This window comes from Candidatus Pantoea soli, assembly GCF_007833795.1.
Classification (GTDB): Bacteria; Pseudomonadota; Gammaproteobacteria; order Enterobacterales; family Enterobacteriaceae; genus Pantoea; species Pantoea soli.
Genome location: NZ_CP032702.1, coordinates 3,538,362 through 3,559,949, shown reverse-complemented (window position 1 = coordinate 3,559,949; position 21,588 = coordinate 3,538,362). Strand labels below are relative to the sequence as shown.

The 21,588-nt window shown below is 58.0% G+C and carries 20 protein-coding genes and 1 riboswitch; of the genes, 8 read left to right on the top strand and 12 right to left on the bottom strand.

Annotated elements, in window-relative coordinates:
• Window positions 1-78 precede the first annotated feature (78 nt).
• Entirely contained in the window at window positions 79-666 is a 588-nt protein-coding gene (locus D8B20_RS16500) for a LysE family translocator (protein ID WP_145889999.1), read from the top strand.
• A 50-nt stretch (window positions 667-716) separates the two neighbouring features.
• Here D8B20_RS16500 and D8B20_RS16495 read toward each other — a convergent pair whose 3' ends face one another.
• Together D8B20_RS16495 and D8B20_RS16490 are read right to left on the bottom strand one after the other, a co-directional pair.
• The gene (locus D8B20_RS16495) at window positions 717-2,327 is read right to left on the bottom strand and encodes a malate:quinone oxidoreductase (RefSeq protein WP_145889997.1); all 1,611 of its coding nucleotides are present in this window, start codon (window positions 2,325-2,327) and stop codon (window positions 717-719) included.
• A 515-nt stretch (window positions 2,328-2,842) separates the two neighbouring features.
• Window positions 2,843-3,088, bottom strand: a complete 246-nt coding sequence (locus tag D8B20_RS16490) for a DUF1158 domain-containing protein (protein ID WP_145889995.1) — start codon at window positions 3,086-3,088, stop codon at window positions 2,843-2,845.
• A gap of 284 nt (window positions 3,089-3,372) precedes the next feature.
• Between D8B20_RS16490 and mntP the strand changes: the two genes are divergently transcribed.
• The 3 genes from mntP to D8B20_RS16475 all read left to right on the top strand — a co-directional run bounded on the left by mntP (window position 3,373) and on the right by D8B20_RS16475 (window position 5,139).
• Window positions 3,373-3,945: a manganese efflux pump MntP gene (gene mntP, locus D8B20_RS16485; RefSeq protein WP_145889994.1), complete on the top strand. Its 573-nt coding sequence runs from the start codon at window positions 3,373-3,375 to the stop codon at window positions 3,943-3,945.
• 99 nt (window positions 3,946-4,044) lie between these two features.
• Window positions 4,045-4,122, top strand: a complete 78-nt coding sequence (azuC, locus tag D8B20_RS22085; protein WP_128600184.1) for a stress response protein AzuC — start codon at window positions 4,045-4,047, stop codon at window positions 4,120-4,122.
• A 180-nt stretch (window positions 4,123-4,302) separates the two neighbouring features.
• Window positions 4,303-5,139, top strand: a complete 837-nt coding sequence (locus tag D8B20_RS16475) for a fumarylacetoacetate hydrolase family protein (RefSeq protein ID WP_145889992.1) — start codon at window positions 4,303-4,305, stop codon at window positions 5,137-5,139.
• Between the two features lie 342 nt (window positions 5,140-5,481).
• Here the strand turns inward: D8B20_RS16475 and D8B20_RS16470 are convergent, their stop codons facing one another.
• The 6 genes from D8B20_RS16470 to D8B20_RS16445 form a co-directional block, all read right to left on the bottom strand.
• Entirely contained in the window at window positions 5,482-6,267 is a 786-nt protein-coding gene (locus tag D8B20_RS16470) for a hypothetical protein (protein ID WP_145889990.1), read from the bottom strand.
• A gap of 27 nt (window positions 6,268-6,294) precedes the next feature.
• Complete coding sequence (locus D8B20_RS16465; RefSeq protein ID WP_145889988.1) at window positions 6,295-7,716, bottom strand: radical SAM protein; 1,422 nt, start codon at window positions 7,714-7,716, stop codon at window positions 6,295-6,297.
• Entirely contained in the window at window positions 7,716-8,990 is a 1,275-nt protein-coding gene (locus D8B20_RS21750) for a glycosyltransferase family 2 protein (protein WP_145889986.1), read from the bottom strand. The genes D8B20_RS16465 and D8B20_RS21750 overlap by 1 nt, the downstream gene beginning before the upstream one ends.
• 10 nt (window positions 8,991-9,000) lie before the next feature.
• Complete coding sequence (locus D8B20_RS21745) at window positions 9,001-10,377, bottom strand: glycosyltransferase (RefSeq protein WP_145889984.1); 1,377 nt, start codon at window positions 10,375-10,377, stop codon at window positions 9,001-9,003.
• A 349-nt stretch (window positions 10,378-10,726) separates the two neighbouring features.
• Window positions 10,727-12,079: an MFS transporter gene (locus tag D8B20_RS16450; protein WP_145889982.1), complete on the bottom strand. Its 1,353-nt coding sequence runs from the start codon at window positions 12,077-12,079 to the stop codon at window positions 10,727-10,729.
• Window positions 12,080-12,247: 168 nt separating this feature from the next.
• Window positions 12,248-13,150 carry a GntR family transcriptional regulator gene (locus D8B20_RS16445; protein ID WP_145889980.1) on the bottom strand — a complete coding sequence of 301 codons (903 nt, stop codon included), beginning with the start codon at window positions 13,148-13,150 and terminating at the stop codon, window positions 12,248-12,250.
• Between the two features lie 136 nt (window positions 13,151-13,286).
• On the opposite strand from D8B20_RS16445, the gene D8B20_RS16440 reads away from it, so the two are divergent.
• From D8B20_RS16440 to D8B20_RS16430, 3 genes are all read left to right on the top strand, one after another.
• Window positions 13,287-14,339, top strand: coding sequence for a zinc-binding alcohol dehydrogenase family protein (locus D8B20_RS16440; RefSeq protein WP_145889978.1), 1,053 nt, complete (start codon window positions 13,287-13,289; stop codon window positions 14,337-14,339).
• 75 nt (window positions 14,340-14,414) lie between these two features.
• A riboswitch (Fluoride riboswitch) is annotated at window positions 14,415-14,491 on the top strand.
• Window positions 14,492-14,577: 86 nt separating this feature from the next.
• Window positions 14,578-14,955, top strand: a complete 378-nt coding sequence (crcB, locus tag D8B20_RS16435) for a fluoride efflux transporter CrcB (RefSeq protein ID WP_145889976.1) — start codon at window positions 14,578-14,580, stop codon at window positions 14,953-14,955.
• Between the two features lie 104 nt (window positions 14,956-15,059).
• Window positions 15,060-15,857, top strand: coding sequence for a sugar phosphate isomerase/epimerase family protein (locus D8B20_RS16430; protein ID WP_145889974.1), 798 nt, complete (start codon window positions 15,060-15,062; stop codon window positions 15,855-15,857).
• Here D8B20_RS16430 and D8B20_RS16425 read toward each other — a convergent pair.
• From D8B20_RS16425 to D8B20_RS16415, 3 genes are all read right to left on the bottom strand, one after another.
• The gene (locus tag D8B20_RS16425; protein WP_145889972.1) at window positions 15,854-16,459 is read right to left on the bottom strand and encodes an alpha/beta hydrolase; all 606 of its coding nucleotides are present in this window, start codon (window positions 16,457-16,459) and stop codon (window positions 15,854-15,856) included. The two genes, D8B20_RS16430 and D8B20_RS16425, sit on opposite strands and share 4 nt — an antisense overlap.
• Before the next feature lie 11 nt (window positions 16,460-16,470).
• On the bottom strand, window positions 16,471-17,412 hold the full coding sequence (locus D8B20_RS16420; protein ID WP_145889971.1) for a glutathione S-transferase family protein: 942 nt from the start codon (window positions 17,410-17,412) through the stop codon (window positions 16,471-16,473).
• 98 nt (window positions 17,413-17,510) lie between these two features.
• The gene (locus tag D8B20_RS16415) at window positions 17,511-18,410 is read right to left on the bottom strand and encodes a LysR family transcriptional regulator (protein ID WP_145889969.1); all 900 of its coding nucleotides are present in this window, start codon (window positions 18,408-18,410) and stop codon (window positions 17,511-17,513) included.
• A 210-nt stretch (window positions 18,411-18,620) separates the two neighbouring features.
• Here D8B20_RS16415 and D8B20_RS16410 point away from each other — a divergent pair, with 210 nt between their 5' ends.
• Window positions 18,621-19,745 carry a GNAT family N-acetyltransferase gene (locus D8B20_RS16410; RefSeq protein WP_145889967.1) on the top strand — a complete coding sequence of 375 codons (1,125 nt, stop codon included), beginning with the start codon at window positions 18,621-18,623 and terminating at the stop codon, window positions 19,743-19,745.
• Here D8B20_RS16410 and D8B20_RS16405 read toward each other — a convergent pair.
• A complete protein-coding gene (locus D8B20_RS16405) occupies window positions 19,742-21,574 on the bottom strand; it encodes an ABC transporter ATP-binding protein (RefSeq protein ID WP_145889965.1) in 1,833 nt (610 codons plus the stop codon). The two genes, D8B20_RS16410 and D8B20_RS16405, sit on opposite strands and share 4 nt — an antisense overlap.
• Between the last annotated feature and the right edge of the window lie 14 nt (window positions 21,575-21,588).

The window sequence follows — 21,588 nt, the reverse complement described above, 5'->3', positions numbered from 1 at the left end:
TAGTGCTTTTGTGTCTCTGTTTCCATTACAGCGTGCGCAGTAGCATGAGGCTGTCACTGGCTTATTAAGGAAATGCTCATGCTCGATCCTACGTTCTTCAGCTATGTCACGGTCATGTCGATTACGCCGGGCCCGAATAACCTGCTGCTGGCGACCTCCGGGGTAAATTTTGGCTTCCGGCGGACGCTGCCGATGGTGTCCGGGATTCTGCTGGGCTGTGCGCTGCAGATGCTGCTGGCCTGCGTAGCACTGGAGATGCTGCTGCACTGGATGGCGTCAGTGCGGCTGCCGCTGACCATGGCGGGCTGCAGTTACCTGCTGTGGCTGTCATGGAAAATATTTCGCGCCGGTGCGCCACAGTTACGTGAGCGGCCGCGCCCGATGACGCTGGTGGGCGGCATCTGCTTCCAGGCGGTTAACCCCAAAGCCTGGCTGATGGTCACTAACGTGGCGCTGATGTATGCCAGCAGTAATGGTGTGATGGCGGTGCTGGCGGGCTTTGCGGCGTTAAATCTGCCCTGCATTCTGCTTTGGGCGGCGTTGGGCGATCGGCTGCGCGATCATCTGCAGGTACCGTGGAAACGGCAGGCGTTTAATACGCTGATGGCGCTGTCGCTGGTGGCGACCACCGGATGGATGCTGTATGAGGCGTTACAGTCGGTCTGATTGCGGCGTTAAAGCGGCCCGGGCGGGCCGCCGTTGCAGGTCAGGGTACACTATTTGCCGACCACGTGCGCCGTTTCTCGCGCTTCGTCGTTGGCGGCCAGCGGTGTCACAACCGGCGCAAAATCCAGCTGCAGCACGCGGCTGGTCTCGGCCAGCACTTTCTCTGTGAGCGCCACGTCACCATTCAGTTTGCGTCCCCACGAAGGGATAACCGTGCGGATTTTGGTTTGCCATTCCGGCGAGCGCATTTGCTCCGGGAAGGCTTTAGCCATCAGCTCCAGCATAATTGGCGCAGCGGTGGAGGCACCCGGCGAAGCACCCAACAGTGCTGAGATCGAGCCGTCAGCGGAGGTCACCACTTCGGTGCCCAGACGCAGAACGCCGCCTTCTTTCTCATCATTTTTGATGATCTGCACGCGCTGACCGGCGGTTACCAGACGCCAGTCTTCCTGCCTTGCCTGCGGCACGTAAGCGCGCAGCGCTTCCATGCGATCGGCGTCGCTCTGCAGTACCTGATCGACCAGATATTTCACCAGGTCAAAACTCTTCAGGCCGACCTGCATCATCGGCAGCAGGTTACTGGTGTTCATCGCGCCAAACATATCCAGCAGCGAACCCTGCTTCAGGAACTTGGTTGAGAAAGTGGCAAAGGGCCCGAACAGCAGCACCTGCTTGCCATCCAGCACGCGGGTATCGACGTGCGGCACTGACATCGGCGGCGCGCCAACGCTGGCTTTGCCGTACACCTTCGCCATGTGCTGCGCCACCACGTCCGGATTTTCCGTCACCAGGAACGAACCGCCCACCGGGAAGCCGGCATAGCCTTTCACTTCCGGAATACCGGATTTCTGCAGCAGCGGCAGCGCCGCGCCGCCGGCGCCAATAAACAGCTGACGTGTAATCAGCTGACGATTTTCACCGCTGGCCAGATTATGCAGGCTCACCTGCCAGCGACCATCGCTCAGGCGTTTGATATCGCGCACTTCCTGGCGCAGACGCAGGCGGAAGTTGGCTTTTTTCTCCAGCGCGGCAATCAGCTGACGCGTGACTTCGCCGAAGTTAACGTCGGTACCCATTTCGGTCCAGGTGGCCGCCACTTTCTGCTTCGCGTCACGGCCCTTCATCACCAGTGGAATCCACTCGCGAATCTGGTCACGGTCTTCGGAATAGCGCATGCCGCGGAACAGGGTGCTTTTCTGTAGTGCCTGGAAGCGTTTACGCAGGAATTCAACGTTCTCGTCGCCCCAGACAAAGCTCATGTGCGGCGTACTGTGAATAAAACTTTTGGGATTGCGCAGGTTGCCTTTCTGGACGTGATACGCCCAGAACTGGCGGGAAATCTGGAATGATTCGTTGATCGCCACGGCTTTGGCAATGTCGATGCTGCCGTCGGCTTTCTGTGGCGTATAGTTCAGCTCCGCCAGCGCGGCATGGCCGGTGCCGGCGTTGTTCCAGCCGTTAGAGGATTCCACCGCGACCTCATCAAGACGTTCAACCATCTCAATCGACCAGTCGGGTTCCAGATCCTGCAGCCAGGTGCCCAGCGTGGCACTCATGACGCCCGCCCCGATCAGCAGGACATCCACGTCTTTACGTTCCTGAAGGTTTGCGCTTTCCATGCCAGCGGCGGCCAGCGCCAGGTTTACCGCAGTGTTGCTCATGAGGCGACATCTCCTCTCTCTGTTGACCTGAAGCCCAACAGGTTCGCAGGCGAAATAGCCACGCTTCTTACGAGCGCGTTGCGCTATCTCTCAAAGGTTAAGATTCAGGTAAATTCATGGGGCGATAACGGTTAACTGCACGTTATGCATATGCCACTGAATATAACATTCTCGTATCGGAATTAAACGTTTGTTTATTTTTTAAATGCAGAAATGATTCAGCATAAGAATTAATCAATCTGGCACGGTTGCTATAAGGGATTTTTATCCCTTTTTCAGGCGCTTAGCGACATCCGTTTGTTGCAGGGTTGTATGTGGATAAAATTCAGACAGTGAGCTGGCTCACAACTTAAGCCTTTGTAAAATAAGCTTATTGGCGAAAGTGGCAGATGGCAGGGGTTTTATGTTGCCTGATGTTTCGGGGTTTTCTGTAAAAATAATGTTACATTTATGTGATTCTGAAAGTGGGCACAGCCGGCGCATCTGTCACAGGAAAAGACGCTGACCCGACCGCATCAGCGCAGCTGAAACCAGCGCCGCCAGACAAAGCGAATCAGGAAAAATTCCAGCGTCCCCAGCAGCAAAAACCACAGGCAAAAGACGATGGTGTAAAGCTGACTGAGATCCTGCAGATGCAGGGTTTCCTGCAGCTGACGGGCCAGTGCCAGTCCAAATGAAGGCGCAGGCAGCAGCAGCGCAGAAAGAAAGCCCAGCAGCAGAATGCCGCCTGGAATGATCAGCGTTTCGAACGGGTTTTTCATGGCTCAATTCCAAATCTGTTAGCGCGGGCATTAGCGCATAAAACCGCGCTGCGGTGCAATCCCCGGCAGCGACCACCTTCAGAAAATTCTTCTATTCCATTCACTTAGCGGCATAAATAGCGGCAGTTAAGAGTTATAGCCTTTGCTATACTTAAATCCATGATTTTACTGTCTTTTTTTTAGCGGGGTTGCGTGCTAGACTGCGCGCACTTTTTCACTGACGAACCTGAAATGCGGACAAAGTGCAGCCCTCATTGTCTTATCCGCCTTTTGATGATGAAACCATGACATTTATCGCAACCCTGATTCTGGCCTTTGGCATGTCGATGGATGCCTTCGCGGCGGCGCTGGGAAAAGGCGCGTCGCTGCATCGCCCCGGTATTAAAGAAGCCTTGCGTACGGGGTTGATCTTCGGTGCCATTGAGATGTTAACGCCGCTGATTGGCTGGGCTATCGGCCTTGCGGCCAGCCACTTTATCATGGCGTGGGATCACTGGGTCGCGTTCGGATTACTGAGTATTCTGGGCGGCCGGATGATAATGGAAGGTTTTCGCCAGACGGCCGGTGAACCCTGCGAAGCGCCTCAGCGCCACGGATTTATGGTGCTGGCGATGACAGCCGTGGCCACCAGCCTCGATGCGCTGGCGGTGGGCGTAGGGCTGGCTTTCCTGCAGGTCAATATTGTTTTAACGGCGCTGACCATCGGCGCAGCCACCACCCTCATGGCCACGACCGGCGTACTGGTTGGCCGTTTTATTGGCCCGGTACTGGGGAAATGGGCGGAAGTGCTGGGCGGTGTGGTGCTGATCAGCATCGGCTGTACCATCCTTTCTGAGCACCTTGGCCTCTTCAACTGAATGACGTTTTGTGATCTGGTTCAAAAAAATTTGCGTGAAAAACGCGCGGGATCTATACTTTTCGCGTAATCATTCAACAAATTTTGAATCAGGTGTCTCATGAAACGTTTTTTCCGCTACGTGTTTCGTTCCTATGTTGAAACCTTTAAACACGTACCGCCGGGCGCGCTGCACTAAGCGCGTAACGCTATACCCTCGATAATCGCGGTCAGGGAACGACCGGTGGTTATCACCCCCGCATGACGTCTTCCGACACCAAAACTCACAAACATTAATTACTTTATCCTCAGGTCATACCGCTTTTCCGGCTGGCTTTTGGTACCCTGCGCGCCATTTTCTGATAATAACGAGGCAGTCATGCAACTGTGCAGTTTTTCTCTTCGTGACCAGGCAACCAAACGTTATGGCATTGTGCAATCTGACGGCGTGATCGATCTGACGCTCCGTCTGGGTGCGGACTGCCCGGATCTGAAATCACTGCTGCAGCGCAACGGCCTGCGCGATCTGGCGGCGTTCAGCCACCAGCCGGTGGACTATCCTTTCAGCGCGCTACGCTTTCTGCCGGTCATTGAAAATCCGGGCAAAGTCTTCTGCGTCGGTATGAACTACGCCGATAAGCGTCAGGAGTTTGCGGCGACGCTGGATGCCCCGACGCTGTTTGTCCGCTTCGCTGATTCGCTGGCCGCCCACGAGCAGCCATTGCTGAAACCGGCCACCACCGCGGAATTTGATTACGAAGGGGAGCTGGCGGTGATCATTGGCAAAGCGGCTTATCAGGTTAACGCCCAGGACGCCCTGCAATACGTGGCCGGTTACAGCTGCTTTATGGATGCCACCGTGCGCGATATGCAGTTCACCTGGTTCACTGCCGGTAAAAACTGGCAGCAGACCGGCGGCTTTGGGCCGTGGATGACCACCGCAGATGAGATTCCCGACCCGCAGCAGCTGAGCATCAAAACCTGGCTGAACCAGCGTGAAGTGCAGAATGATACCACCGCCAGCATGGTGCATCCGGTTGCTAAAATTATTGAATACATCTCCGCGTTCAGCCCGCTGTCGCCGGGTGATGTCATTATCACCGGCTCGCCGGGTGGCGTAGGAAAAAAACGCACGCCGCCGCTGTTTATGTTCCCGGGCGATGAGATTGAAGTGGAAATCGAAAAAATCGGCCGCCTGCGTCATCGCATTGCCTGATCCGACGGCGACCGCTGCAGCGGATTGCCACGTCTCTGCCGGACAATCTGCCGCCATCGGATAACACCAGGGCGACGCAGCTGCCCGCAGCGGTTCGCCTGCCTGGCAATCATGCGCGCAGGCTGCCTGCCAGCAGATTCAGGCGCAGTTGCCCGCTTCCGCCACTGCGATAGAGTCGGTGTAAAGCTGTGGCGAGCCGCCTGCCGGACAAGCCTGTGCACAAGCTGCCCGCCAGCAGGTCCAGTCGCAGCTGCCCGCTTCCGCCACTGCGATAGAGTGGGTGTAAAGCTGTGGCGAGCCGCCTGCCGGGCAAGCATGCGCCCATGCTGCCCGCCAGCAGGTTCAGTCGCAGGTGCCTGCTTCCGCTACTGCGATATAGTCGGTGTAAAGCTGTGGCGAGCCGGAAAACGACGCCAGCTGCTTCCACTCTTCATACATCTGCTTGGTATCGCGGTGCGCGCGGGCAAAAGCCGCGGCCTGCGGGGTGGCGATATCGGGCTGTGGATAGAACGCTGTCAGCGCGGCTTCGCTCGCAATCTCCATCATCACCACATAGTTATCCAGCCGGTTACCGCTGTGGCCTTTCAGCAGATGAAACTTCCAGCCGGGATAATCCACAATACGGCTGGCATGCTGCGCGATAAACTGCTCAAAATCGTGCGGCTGTACGCCAGGCCTGAGCGCCAGATAGTGCGTGCCCAGAATCCGTGCGGTGCCGCTGCTGGCTGCAAAACGCGGGCCGCGCCCGACATCGCTGCGCGTGTTTTCCGCCAGCACATTAAAATGGGTAAAGAGGGTGGGACGCCGGGCAAAACTTGCCAGCTGTCGCCATTCAGCCAGCAGCGCATCCGCTTGCGGATAGCGCTGCCAGAACGCCACGGCTTCGGCGGTCAGCTCGCCGTCATCCCGCATAAACCGTGCCCGCTGAGCGGCACTGTTCATTTCAAACAGCATCAGGTATTGGCCGGTACGCTCGCCGCGCAGACCGCGGAAAAGCGTCCAGCGCCAGCCAGGATAGCAGGGCAGCAGTACCCCTTTTTCCCGGACAAAGGTTTCAAACTGGCGGGGCGTGACTCCCGCTTCACTATCAATGGCAATATAGAAAAACGTGTAAACGGATGCGGTCATAGCAGACTCCGGGCGCGTTGCCGTAGCTTAAAGGTTCAGGGAAGCATCAAAGCGGGTGTTGATAATAGCTTCGACCAGCACACGTCCGGCAGGCGTCAGCCTCACGGTCTGGTCACGGCGATGCAGCAAGCCGTGCTGCTGCAGTTCTGCCAGCGCGCGGGCAATGACCGGCTGGGAAAACAGGCTGACGCCAAACTTTTGCCGGAAAACCGCGTCATCCAGCGGCTGCAGGCTGGATAGCGCCATCTTGCAGCCGTTGATGGCCTGCTGCGCCGGTGACATACCGCGTACGGAGTCCACCGGCTGCTGACCATTGTCCAGCGCGCGCTGATAGGCGGCGTAATCGGTCAGGTTGATCAGTTCAGCGCCGGCACATTTGGAGCTGCCGCCCAGCCCAATTGCCACTTCAGGCACCTGCTGATCGAGATCGGTAATCATCGCTTTCCACTTTTCCGGGGCGGCGGAGCGATGATGAAAGTACATCGTGGGATGCTCCAGATAGTCACCGTCCAGCCACTGCTCGGCCAGGGCGCGCATCTGATACTGCTGTCCCAGACTGGGCAGCGTGGCATCGCGGCGCTGCCAGGCATTTTCACCAGCGGCAGAGACGCCGGTGCGGGTTTCCGCAAACGGCTTCATATGCAGCTTGGTAAAAACCAGATGGGATAAATCCAGCGCGCGTGCCTGCTGCAGATCGTCGCGCACGTCATCCACCGTTTGCGCGGGCAGGCCGTACATCAGATCTACGCTGATTAAGGCAAACCCCAGTTCGCGCGCATCGCGGATCACCTGATAACAGGTCTCTGCCTGATGCAGGCGACCGCAGCCTTTGATCAGCCGGTCAGAAAACGACTGCGCACCAAAGGAGAGCTTACTGAAACCCAGTTCCCGCAGCTGCGCCAGGAAGGGCCGCGTCAGCGTGCCGGGCTCGCCTTCAAAGCGCAGGGTGGCGTCACGGAAAGTAAAGTTGTCACGGTAGAATTGCATCAGCCGCTGCAGCTCTTCCGGTGGCAGCAGGGAAGGCGTGCCGCCAAACAGGTTAAATTCGCCGACCGGCACCTCGCTCAGCGCCGGCAACTGCGCCAGCCACATACGGGCTTCCTGTATATTGCGATCCACGACATCGCGGAACAGTGCCGGTGCGCGCGGAGACTGCGGGTTCACAATGACCGTAGGGAACTGGCAGAAATGGCACTTATAACGGCAGGTAGGGATATAAGCCCAGAGATGCAGATAAGGCGCGCGCGCCAGGCTTTCCTGCATGGCGCGGAAAAAATGGGGCAGAGGAAAGTCATCAATGTCGCCGGGAAAAACGTGGCAGCCGAACGGATCGCGCACCACGTATTCCAGCAGATCGGCGTTTTCCGGCCGGCTCAGCACATCACATATCGCCGGACGCGGATAGTGGCGATCAATATCCTGCAGGGATTGCAGCCAGTTCGCTCGCATCAGAATACGCCTCCGTTCGCAAAGTAATTGTGCGCTTCGCCGGACTCCCGGTCTTCACAGTAATACCAGACGAAACGGTTGAAATCGGCCTGCGGCACCCGCGCCAGGCAGGCGGGCAGCGGCGGGGGTTCGCCAATCTCTGCGCCCACTGCGCGGCGCAGCGCAGCAAACAGCGCATGGCGGAACTCAAAATAGAGGCGAAAAGCGGGCGTCTTATAACTGTGGATAGGCAGAAAATCGGTGATGCTCATCTCCTGCATCATCTGATGAATGCGCACAAACAGCTGTTCGGCGACAGGCGGCGTGAAGAAATCAATCACCGCGGCATTTTCCCGCAGCAAGGCCGGATTCAGCAGCACCGGCAGGATCAGATTTTTAGGCACATAATCTTTGATGGAGTAGTGCCAGGCCTGTTGCGCCTGCGCTGGTGTAATATCGTTAACAAAGGTCAGCATGGCAGAGTCAGGCCGGACATCCCGCATAATGATGGTGCCGCGATGGCCATACGCCACGCCCTCGATCACCTCATGCAGCAGGTTATCCACGCGACGGCTGTTAATCTTTACCCGCGAGCGCGGTGCATACACCGGTCTGGCGCCGGCGGCGATCGCTTTGATACCGAAATCCCAGTCATCCGACAGATGCTCAACAAAGTCACCGTTTTTCAGCTGGTAAAAAATTTCGATACCGCCGACTTTTTCATACATCTGCCTTTCAATACCGAAGCCTTTGCCGTCAGGAAAACCGCCAAACAGCGAAAACGAAACGTGCCGGCAGCGCAGCGTTTTCTCTATCTCAGCGTACAGGCGCGGGCGCTCGCGAAAATCTTCCGCGGCATAGTAGTAATGGCAGGTGCAGAGATCGCCCCGTTGGGTAATCAGGGTGCCGACCAGCTCATCAATCCAGCGTGCATCGACGGTGCAGTCGGCATCGGCGGATAAAATATAGTGTTTTCGCACCAGGCCGCTGGTGGCATCACGCAGCCGGGCACGCTGCGCAGCGTCATCCATGCCTTTTTTACGCGCTGACGAGACTCCCTGCACCGTTTCATGCAGCAGGTGGAGGCGCAACAGCGGATGCCTGTCAGCAAAAGCCTGTACCAGGGCCACTGAATTGTCGGTGGAATTATTATCAACGATAATAATTTCCAGATTATCCAGCGTGAATAATCCACCCGGCGAGTGCTGCTGCAGCAGCGATTCCAGCACTGCGTGAATACGGTCGGCTTCGTTATAAACCGGCAGCACCACCGAGATAAAATATTGTGCTTCCATAGCGACTCCTTTACGACACATGAAATATCTGACGGAAAATATCGTCCGACAGCAGGGATTTTCCTTTTTGATAATTACGGGCGGCAATCGCGGCGCGCCGCGCATCATCTTCTAATAACGCGGCCACGCGCTGAATAAAGTCTGCATCCGGTAGATTGTCGTTTTCGGCCGAAATATCCATCAGCTCACCTTCAAAGCCATATTGCCCATAAACCTCGTGATAATATTCATAGCGGGTAGCGATATAACAGCGTTGATGGCTGATGGCTTCGCCCACAGGATTACCGTAGCTGTCGTAATCCCACGCGGTTAAAAATGACACCAGATCGCAGGCTTCATAAATATCCTGAATGGTAATGGCATCAGCATGCTGCTCCATAAAATCATGGTTAACGGCACCGAAGAAAATAACGTAGGGCGTGAGTTTTAATGCGCTGATTAATTGCATTAACGTGGCGACATGCTCCGGGTCTTCCCGGGGATCGCCCGCTATCATTAAATACACGCGATAAGGCTGATGCCGGTCGATTAACGCTCTATTTAAAGCATGCAGCAGATAAATATCACGATCCAGTCGCTTGGCCGGAATCAGGCGGGTGGTGCGCGCAATGATTTTATCCTGCGGCTGCAGCTGATAGAGCTGACGCAGTGGCTTGCGCGGGCGGCCGGAATCAAAGCAATAGGTGTTGCGCAGCACGCCGATCTCTGCCTGATGCTGGCACCATGCCGACAGCCGGGCAGCAAGCGCCTGATTAAGCGTGACGTAGGTAATATAGGGTGACGGACGGGGTTTCACCGCATGCGGCCACGGGGCAGCACCGTAGCGCGACGAGGTGGACTCACTGTTCCACATTAAATCGTGATCGCGCCAGAGCACAAAGCGACCCGCCTGTTTATCTTTGCCATAGCGGGCAATTGCCAGATAGAGCGCCCGGGTAAAAATAATGTTATCCGGCAATGTGCCATTCTCGATAATCAAATAATCGATATCGAGTTCCGTCCACTTTTGCCACAGTTTATCCGCGACGGCATTCGCCATTTTTTTCGTCTCTGCCAGCAGCTTTTTTTCTGTCATGCTATGCGCTGGCGGAGAGCGGGTAATTAATCTGTCATGCAGATATTTCAGATTGTCCGGGGTATAGCCTGCGACCTGCCGGATCGCGTCATGACGCACCAGCGTAAAATGATGACATAATGCCGAGGTTTCCTCACGGGAATAGGCGCGACCAAAGTTACCCTTATCGATTTTTATGTCATAACCCAGGTCGAGGTAGCAACGGATATTCTCTTTGCATAACCTGATGGCAATTTTCGTGGCCTCTACCGTTATTCCGGATAAAGCGACGGCATCAAAAGAAATAAAAAGCGCTTTACGTGGACGATCCATTTCAGTCACCCTGCGTCTTCCTGACGATTCACAGTGACTGCACGGTAAATTAATTTATTTCGTTAAACCATGATCCCAGCCACAAAACGTTACCTCATCTTATTTATTTAACGCTGCTTATGCATTTTCGGATAATAAATTTATTTCCTTCATCCGAAATAAAAAATTATCTTTGAGTTTTGTCTGGAAATATTACTTAGCCCGCGTATTGCGGAGAATAATAAGGGAACAGAAGAGGCAGGCGCTGGCGGTAAGAGAGGAATAACGTTCGCTTGGCGACGCACAGGCCGCAGGCAAACACATAAAAAAGCCTCCGGCGGGAGGCTTAATACATCACGGCAGGGGCGGATTATGCGCCGTCGGTAATGGGCTTTCTTACCAGCAGCAGATAAGCCAGCGCACCCACCACCGTCACGCCGGCGCAAATCATCAGCGCCAGGCTGAAGGAGCGGGTGGTATCCAGCACCCAGCCGGTGACAATCGGTGCGAAGGAGGCAAACACAAAACTGGCGAAGTTCTGGATACTGCCCACGGAAGCGGTCATGCGTGCCGTCACGTTGGCATGAATCAGTCCCCAGCACGAAGTCCCGGCAAAGTGAATGCAGAACAGCGCTATGCCAATCAGCGTCACCGCGCTGGTGGTCTCGGTGGCGCGCGTCACGAAGGTGGTAAAGGCTGCCGAGAGCAACATGCCACTGACAATCGACACTTTACGGACTTTTACCGCGTCCCTGCCGCGCCGCACCAGCTTATCGACCACATAGCCATTCAGCAGCATACCGGCGGCCCCAAACAGGAACGGGATCGCCGCCAGCAGGCCGGTGCTTTTCAAATCCAGATGGTAGGTAGATTGCAGATAACCCGGCAGCCAGGCAATGTACAGCCAGGCGGTATAGTTGATGCCGCTGAAACCAATCATCATGCCCCACATGGTGCGCTGCTTAAACAGACCGCGCCATTCGGCAAAGCTCAGCGGCGCTTTGCGTGACGCCACGCTGCCCGCCTGCAGATAGTGAATCTCTTCTCCGCTCAGCCTGTGGTTATCGCGGTCGCGGTAAGTGAGATACCAGCCAATGGCGAGGAACATGCCCAATATGCCAATGGTGACGAACATACCGCGCCAGCCCATTACCAGCATCATCGCTGCCAGAATCGGCGGCGCAACGGATAAGCCAATCATGGAAGCCGCATTAAACATGCCCATCGGCATGCCGCGATCTTTGATATTGAACCAGTCGTTAATGACTTTTACACCGCACGGGTTCATGGGTGCTTCGCCAATACCCAGCCCGATACGCACCAGTACAAACTGCGTAAAGTTATGCACCAGACCGGCGGCGGCCTGAAACAGCGACCAGAAGAACATGCCAATCGCCAGCATGATGCGCGGCCCTTTGCGATCCAGCAGGGCGCCACACGGCAGCTGCGCCAGCCCGTACGCCAGCGAAAAGGCGGAGAGCAGCACGCCGATCTCAGTGGCGGAGAGCCCCAGCTCTTCGCGGATAGTCATATTGGCCACCGAGAGTGAGCTACGGTCAAGGTAGTTAATGATGGCCGCGAACAGCAACAGCAGCATGGCGGTAAGCTGAATTTTACGAATACGCGGCGAGCGCACCACGTCACCACGCGCCGGCACGAATTCCGCACTGTCCCGCTCAGGGACGGGCACGCTGTCGCGCGTCGGTGTCGATGTCTTTTCCATTGTAACCTCCCGGGTGGCATTCATTATCGTTATCCGATGTGAGGATCTGCGGCAGCGAACGGGCTGCCGCAGAGGGTGCTTCCGAGACTAGAAGTAAAGCGCTGCGGGTGTTGCAAACATGTTTCTGAATCGTGCGGGGGCTTATGCTTTGCGGTTTTTAATCGGTTTTTAATTGTACTGGCGCAGGGAACGGATTATAGACGTTTTGGCCGTCGCCAGATGCGCATGCAGCGCGCAGAGCGCATCCGCGTCCTGACGGCTGATCAACGCCGTCAGAATGGCCATATGCTCCTCCAGCGCCACGATATTGCGCTGTTTGAGATCGCTTTCATCCCACTGATAGTGCGAATGAAAGATCACGGAAATAATCTCCAGCGACTGGTTGAAGAAGGGGTTATTTGCCGCAGAGAGAATCAGGGTGTGCATCTCTTTATCCAGCGCAGCAAACTGGCGGTAGTGGCTGGCAAGGGTATCGCGCAGCCTGCGATGGCGATCCAGCAAATCACGTGCCTGCATCCAGCGTTCATCGTCAGAAGGCAGATTCAGAAAGCGATTCAGCGCGTGCGTTTCCAGCATTTCCCGCAGCTCAAACAGCTTGCCGGCATAATCCTGATCAAACTTTTTCATCTGCCACTGCCCGCGCCTGACCGGCTCCAGCAGGTTATAGCGCATAAAGCGCAGCAAAAACTCACGCACCACCACCGGACTGACGTGGGTTTGCTGCGCCAGCTGCAGCTCGGTAAAGCGGTCACCAGGCACCAGCTGACGCTGATTAATCAGGTTAAAAAACGCCTGCTCAAACTGCAGCGCCTGCTGATTAACCGGCAGCACCTGATCCTGAAAACCATCGTCTTCGTCGGGCTCGCGCACGATGACCCAGCTGTCTGCCACTTTCTCCAGCACGCCGCGCTGATGCAGGTGCTGCAGCATGTGGCGCACCGTGGTGCGGCTGATATTAAACATGTCGGCCAGCGCCGCCTGGGGCGGCAGCGGTGAGCGGATATGGCGGCGGGCAATGCCTTCCAGCATTTGGTTAATCACGTTGTGACGCAGGTTCGGGTTACGGCTCATACCACTCTCCGGTTTTTTATCCATTAAAAACCACGCAAAGCCCAAAAAAACCGGCCTGCTTCACACTTCACAGCCTGTAATTCACCGCCCGGGCCGATATTCGCCATAACTGCGACAACTGCACAGGAGAATGCCCATGACCGAAATGAAAACGCTGGTGGTTGCCGAGCCGCGCAGGCTGGTGTGGCAACAGCGCGCGAAGCCCACGCCGGCTGCCAATGAAATTGTTATCAAACCCCTGACGGCCGGCATCTGCGGCACGGATATCCATGCCTGGGCTGGGAACCAGCCCTTTTTCTCTTATCCGCGCGTGCTGGGCCATGAACTCTGTGGCGAAGTGGTGACGCCGGGCCGCGATGTACAGGGGTTTCACGCCGGACAGCGCGTGGCGCTGATCCCGTACGTCGCCTGCCAGCAGTGCGATGCCTGCCTGAGTGGCAAAACCAACTGCTGCGAGCAACTCTCCGTGATTGGCGTGCATCAGGATGGCGGCTTCTGCGAATTTCTCAGCGTCCCGGCCAGTAATCTGCTGGTGGTGGATGCAGTGGCACCGGAAGCGGCGGCGCTGATTGAGCCTTTTGCCATCAGTGCCCATGCCGTGCGCCGCGCCGCCATTGTGGCGGATGAACAGGTGCTGGTCGTCGGTGCCGGGCCGATTGGGCTTGGTGTCGCGGCAATTGCGGCAGCGGCCGGTGCACAGGTGGTGGTGGCCGATACCAGCCCACAGCGACGCGAACAGGTGGCGCGCCAGCTGCAGCTGGCGACGATTGATCCGCTGGACGGCAATGTGGATGCCGCACTGCGCGCGGCGTTTGGCGGGCGGCTGGCCGCTAAAGTCATTGATGCCACCGGCAGTCCGGCAGCGATGAACGGGGCGGTGAAGCATATCCGCCACGGCGGCACCATCGTATATGTGGGGCTGCATAAAGGCGATCTGGTGATCCCCGATGCCGAATTTCATAAAAAGGAGACCACGCTGCTGGGCAGCCGCAACGCCACGCGTGAGGATTTCGACCAGGTCTGTGCGCTGATGGCCAGCGGTCAGCTGCGCGCGGAGATGATGCTCAACCGCCATTATGACTTTGCCACGCTGGCGGATGTCTTCGAAGCGGAGGTGATCAACAATCCTGCGCTGATCAAGGGCGTGGTGCATTTCACGCCCCAGCCGGCAGCGTCCCCGCAGCGGTGACCATCGCCGGACAGCCCTGCGCTTTCCGCAGCGCGGGCACCGTATTGTCTCGCCCGGCCCGGCGGCGTATTATCATGCGCCTGAGGTGATGGCGTTCCACCTTCTCCAACCGCCGTTCTGGTAATCAGACGGCTGATGACGCCTGACAACACACGTATCCCTGCGCGGGAAGCGGCGGTGTGTCAGGCGATCCTCCTGCCGCAGCCCTGCGCGTATCCTCTTTCAGGAGCTTCAGAGTATGTTGAAATCACTGTGTGCCGTGATAACGGGTGGTGCGGCTGGCTGCACATTGCGCTGGCTGATTTCGTTGCGCTTCAATGCCCTGTTCCCCAGCCTGCCACCCGGCACGCTGATCGTGAATCTGGTCGGCGGCTTTATCATTGGTGCCGCGCTGGCGTGGTTTATGCGTAACCCCCAGCTTGATCCCGCCTGGAAACTGCTGATTGTCACCGGCCTGTGCGGCGGGCTGACGACCTTTTCCACCTTTTCGGCGGAAATTGTCACCTTGCTACAATCAGGCAAGTATCTGTGGGCAATGACCAGCGTCATGGTGCACGTTGTTGGTTCGCTGCTGATGACCTTTGCCGGGTTCGCTGCCGTAAATCTGCTGGGATAAACGGTACGCTTGAAATCCCCCGGAAGAGGGGGATACTGGTCGGTGTTCTGTGCCGTCGGCAGAGCACCCCCACCGATTTATCCGGATGATTAAGGAGCCTGTGAATGCCGCAAAACCCGAAATTCCTTAACCTGGTGCTGTTAAACGGTGAACCGGAACAGAAGCTGCGCGCCGCGCGTGACGCTGGTTTCGGGCAGGTTGAGATATGGCGTGAGGATATTGAGGCCAGTACGCCGCAGCGGGTGGCTGCTGCCGGCCTCGGTTTTACCAATGTGCAGGTGCTGCGCGACTTCACCGGCGCACCCGAGGGCGAACGGCTGCAGAAGCGTGCCGAGCTGCGCACCTTTATCCAGCTGGCGCAGGCCATTGGCTGCGACACCATTCAGGCACCGGCCACCACGCGCAGCGATTGTGTGCCGGAACGTATTGATGAGGATTTACGCTGGCTGGCTTCCGAAGCGGCGCGTTATAACATGCGCATCATGTATGAGCCGATGGCATGGTGCAGCGTGGACAACACGCTGCCGCTGGCGTGGCAGCGTCTGCAACGGCTGGATCAGCCCAACATCGGGCTGGTGGTGGATCTGTTCCATATCTGCGCGCGAGGCGGCGATGCGTCGCAGCTGGACGGCATTCCGGCCGATCGTATCTATGAAGTACAGCTGTGTGATATGGCGGAGATACCGCCACAGGATAAAACCCGCCTGAGTGAGTATGCGCGCCATCAGCGCCTGTTGCCGGGCGAGGGGATTATTGATGTGGGCCGCTTTGTCGATAAGCTGAAAAGCGCCGGTTATAGCGGGCCGGTGGGGATCGAAGTGTTTAACGATGACCTGAAAGCCCAGCCGGCAGACGTGGCGGCGCAGCGCGCCTGGCAGGCGCTGAACCGCTGCTGGCCTTAATCCTGCAGGCACTGCGCGATATAGGCCGCCGCCTGCATCGCGCCCTGGGCTGAAATGGTGTGGCCGGTTGCGGCCTCGTAATACGCCGCGACATTGACGCCCGCCGCGCGCAGACGCTGTTCGGCGGATTCGCTCTCGCTGAAGGGAATCACGTCATCGGCTTTGCCGTGAATCAGCAGGGCGGAGGCATAGGGCCGCGGCGTCAGCGCGCCGTCAAACGCCAGACGACCGGAAAAGGCCACTACGCCCGCCAGCGGATAGCGTCCGGCAGCCAGCGCATCCAGCGCCATGATTGATCCCTGAGAAAACCCCACCAGGATCACTTTTTCCCATGCGCCGGCCATGCCGTGCTGCGCCATCAGCGCCTGCAGCGTCTGATCAAAGGCGTCACGCGCCGCGCGCACCCGGGCCGGCCGGTTTTCTGGCGTGATGCCGGTCAGGCTAAACCACTGAAAGCCCATGGCATGTTCGAATGGAAAGGGCGCATCGGGCGCCGCGAAGGCCACGTCAGGCAGCACCTCAGCCCAGTGCTGGCCAAGCACTGCCAGATCCGCGCCGTCACTGCCCACGCCATGTAATAAGATCGCTAACGCTTTTGCCATCCTGCTTTTCCTTATAATCCGTAATCCGCCATATCCGGGCCCGCCGGCACGATCCCATTCGGGTTGAGTGCCTTAATCGAATAATAGCCCTGTTTGATATGGTCGAGGTTAACTGTCTGCCGTACGCCGGATACCGCCAGCATACTTTTCAGGTAGCGATCAAGCAGCGGGTAGTCGCGCAGACGGCGCAGATTACATTTGAACAGGCCATGATAGGCAGCGTCAAAGCGTACCAGCGTGACAAACAGCCGGATATCCGCTTCGGTCAGGCGCTCGCCCAGCAGGAAGGTGCGGCCATCTTTCAGCAGCGCTTCCAGTTCGTCCAGCTGGCTGAACACATCCTGAAAAGCCTGCTGATAGCTGGCCTGCGTGGTGGCAAAACCGGTGCGGTAGACACCGTTGTTGAGACGGGGGTAGATCGCGTCATTCAGCCGATCGATCTCCGCGCGCAGATCGTCCGGATAAAGATCGAGGCGATCGTCCGCCAGATCGCCAAACCCGCTGTTGAACATGCGCAGAATATCTGCTGATTCATTATTCACGATGGTGTGGGTCTTTTTATCCCACAGTACCGGCACCGTGGCACGCCCGGTGAAATCCGCCGCAGCGCGGGTATAAAGCTCATGCAGGTACTCGGCCTTGTTGAGCCAGTCGCGATCGGCACCCGGATAGTCGCCGAAGCGCCAGCCCTGCGCACCCAGCTGCGGTTCCACCACGGAAACGCTGACCACGTTTTCCAGCCCTTTCAGGCTGCGCGCCAGCAGCGTGCGCGAGGCCCACGGACAGATCAGGGCAACGTACAGATGGTAGCGGTCCGGCTCGGCAGGGAAATCACCGGAGCCGTCCGCAGCAATCCAGTGACGGAACTGTGATGTCTGACGGACAAAGCCGCCCTGTTGATCGGTGGCCTGTACCGGATGCCACTCCGCGCTCCATTTTCCGTTTACCAGCATTGCTCTGCCCCTTCTGATGAAAAGCAGGATCCTAACGTGCAGGCGGTGCGCTGATAATCCCGGTAAACCGCGTTTGATTCCTTCCGAAATGGAAAGAATCAGCCCGGCGGATGCTGGCGGAAGTAATCAGCGAGATAATCGATCAGCAGGCGGGTTTTCTGCGCCAGATGGCGGGCAGGCGGATAGAGCGCAAACAGGCCCAGCGGTGGGGCGGCAAACGCCTCCAGCAGCGCAATCATGTCGCCACGCTGCAGCGCGGGAGCGGCAATAAAACCCGGCAGCCGCGCGATACCCAGACCGGCCAGCGCGGCCTGCAGACAGGCTTCGGTATTAGAGAAACAGAGGCGGCCGCGGATCGGCATGGCGACAGGCTCACCGCAGGAGGTCACAAACGGCCAGTGCCACGGATCGCGGAAGTTGGTATCGCTGATGCACGCGTGAGCCGCCAGATCGCGCCAGTGCTGCGGTGTACCATGCTGCAGCAGATAGGCAGGCGAAGCCGCCACGCGAACCGGCACATCGCCGAGCCGGCGGGCAATCAGGCTGCTGTCATCCAGTTTGCCAATGCGTATTGCCATGTCGAACCCTTCATCCACGATGTTGACCGCACGATCGGAGAAATTGACGTCCAGTTCGATCAGCGGATACAGACGGGCAAAGCCCACCAGTACGCCGGCCAGTACGGCGGTGCCAAATGTCCCGGGCGCGCTGATTTTCAGGCGGCCGGTCGGCGTGGTCGCGCTGTCGCGCACGCTGGCATCCAGCGTGTCAAACGCCTCCAGCAGCGGCTTAACCCGGGCGTAGTAGGCGCGGCCGACTTCGGTGGGTGAGAGCGCGCGCGTGCTGCGCCTGAACAGCTGCACACCCAGCTGCTGTTCCAGCCGCGATACCAGCTTTGAGGCCTGGCTGCTGCTGGTGCCGAGCCGCACTGCGGCGCCGGCAAAGCTGCCGATTTCCAGTACCGCGACAAACATGCGGTCACAATCCAGACGATCCATGGCCGTTCCTGAGGGTGAAAACGCTGAGTATACGTCATCGTCTGGTCTGGCTGACAGCGCGAGCAGGGGGCGATGCCGCTGCGGTACGCCGGCCTGCACGGGCCACACGACAGCGCGGGGGCGCACAAACATTCAGTGCGGCGCGCCTTTCCTCCCGCAGAAAAACCTGCTGAACTGAATGTTCGCTTTTAAGCTGGCCGGGAGCCCTGCATGTCTTTGTTTCATCTGTCCTCCCTGGCGGAGATCGCCGCCGCTGAATGGGATGCCCTGTTACCTGACGATCAGCCGTTTCTGCGGCACGCCTTTCTGCTGACGCTGGAAGAGAGCGGCAGCGTACGCGCAGAAAATGGCTGGCAGCCAGACCATCTGCTGTGGCGGGAAAATGGCCGCCTGCGCGCTGCGCTGCCGGGCTATCGCAAGCGCAACTCCTGGGGCGAGTATGTGTTTGATCATGCCTGGGCCGATGCCTGCCAGCGTGCAGGCATTGCTTATTACCCCAAGTGGCTTGGTGCGATCCCGTTCAGCCCGGTCACCGGCGCGCGACTGCTGGGGAGCGCAGAAGCCGCCGCTGCGCTGCTGGCCGCCCTGCCGGAGGCGTTAGGGCAGCACGGCCTGAGCGGTGCGCATATCAACTTCACCACGCCGCAGGATAACGACCTGCTGCAACAGCAGCCGGACTGGCTGGCACGGCTGGGCGTGCAGTATCACTGGCACAATCGCGGCTATCGTGATTTTCAGGATTTCCTCGATAGTCTGATGTCGCGCAAACGCAAACAGTTACGTAAAGAGCGCGAACAGGTGACGGGCAGCGGCTTTACCTTTGACTGGTATCGCGGTGATGCGCTGCGTGAGGATCAGTGGGATTTTGTGTATACCTGCTATGCCAGCACCTATGCGGTGCGTGGTCAGCATCCTTATCTGACGCGCGACTTTTTCAGTCTGCTGGCGGCGCGGATGCCGCATGCCATTCGCGTGGTGATTGCCAGCCTGCAGGGGCAACCCGCCGCGATGGCGTTTTACCTGCGCGACAGCACAACGCTCTACGGGCGCTACTGGGGCTGTCTGGCTGAGTTTGATCGGCTGCACTTTGAAACCTGTTTTTATCAGGGGATGGCGTTTGCCATTGCCGAAGGCCTGCAGCGCTTCGACGCTGGCGCACAGGGTGAGCATAAGCTGGTGCGCGGTTTTGAACCCCGGCTTACTCACTCGTGGCACTACCTGTGCCACGAAGGGTTGCGGGCTGCGGTAGCTGATTTTCTGCAGCAGGAGCGGGCGGGCGTGCGCGCCTGGGCCGATGAAGCGCGCGCATCACTGCCGTACCGACGCGGTGATTAATCCGCGCCGACAAACCCGCCGGTCTGGTGCTGCCACAAACGGGCATACAAGCCGCCGTGTGCCAGCAGTTCGCGGTGATTGCCCATTTCGACAATCTGCCCTTTCTCCAGTACCACCAGCCGATCCATTTTCGCGATGGTAGAGAGGCGGTGTGCAATGGCAATTACCGTTTTTCCCTGCATCAGCGTTTCCAGACTCTCCTGAATGGCGGCTTCCACTTCGGAATCCAGCGCGGAGGTGGCTTCATCCATGATCAGAATCGGCGCGTCTTTCAGCAGGACGCGGGCAATGGCGATACGCTGGCGCTGGCCGCCGGAGAGCTTCACGCCGCGCTCGCCAACGTGCGCATCCAGCCCCGTGCGGCCCTGCGGATCAGAAAGCAGCGGAATAAACTCATCGGCACGCGCACGGACTATCGCTGCCTGCAGCTCTGCCTCAGTCGCATCCGGACGGCCATACAGCAGGTTCTCGCGAATGGAGCGGTGCAGCAGCGAGGTGTCCTGCGTGATCATACCAATCTGGCCGCGCAGGCTGGCCTGCGTCACGTCAGCAATGTTCTGATCGTCAATGATGATGCGTCCGCTGTTGATGTCGTACAGCCGCAGCAGCAGGTTCACCAGCGTGGATTTTCCCGCACCGGACGGGCCAATCAGGCCGATTTTCTCACCGGGTTTAATGGTCAGGTTCAGACGATTGATCACCTGACGGCTGCCGCCGTAATCAAAGCGCACGTCTTCAAAGCGGATCTGGCCGCGCGTCACCTGCAGTTGCTTCGCGGCGGGCGCATCCTGCACGCTGAGCGGCTGTGCAATGGTGCTCAGGCCATCCTGCACCATGCCAATGTTTTCGAAGATGCCGTTCACCACCCACATGATCCAGCCGGACATATTTACCAGGCGAATCACCAGACCGGTGGCCAGCGCAATGGCCCCGACGCTGATCAGCGACTGGCTCCACAGCCACAGCGCCAGGCCGGAGGTGCTGACAATCAGCAGGCCGTTCAGCGTGGAGAGCGTGATATCCATGCTGGTGACCATGCGGCTGGCGTGCTGGGTTTTGCTGGTCTGCTCCTGAAGGGCTTCGCGCGCGTAGCGCTGCTCCAGGTCGTTATGCGCAAACAGCTTCAGGGTGGCAATGTTGGTGTAGCCATCCACGATGGTGCCCATGAGCTTTGAGCGGGCCTCAGACGAGACCACCGAGCGCTGCTTCACGCGCGGCACAAAGAAACGCAGCGACAGGCTGTAGGCGACGATCCAGATGATCAGCGGGATCATCAGCCGCCAGTCGGCTTCGGCAAACAGCACCAGTGAGGTGACGGCATAAATCACCACGTGCCAGATCGCGTCTACCAGCTGCACCGCCGAATCACGCAGTGAGTTCCCGGTCTGCATAATGCGCTGCGCAATGCGCCCGGCAAAATCATTCTGGAAAAAGTTCAGGCTCTGGCGCAGGACGTAGTTGTGGTGCTGCCAGCGGATCATACTGGTCATGCCGGGGTTGATGCTTTGATGCACCAGCATATCGTGCAGCGCAATCACCACCGGGCGCAAAATCAGTGCCACTGCAGCCATCCACAGCAGCGTCGGCCAGTGGGCGCTGAACAGCGTGGCGGGTGTGGCATGGTTTACCAGATCGATAATGCGGCTGAGATAGCTGAACAGCGCCACTTCTATCAGCGCCTGAGCAAGGCCAACAATCAGCAGCGCAACAAAGCTTGGCCAGACCTGACGCAGATAATAGAGGTAAAACGGCCCGACGCGGGTCGGCGGCGAATCCGTAGGAGCATCCTGAAAAATATTGATAAAACGTTCAAAACGACGATACAACATAGGGTCACTCTTTC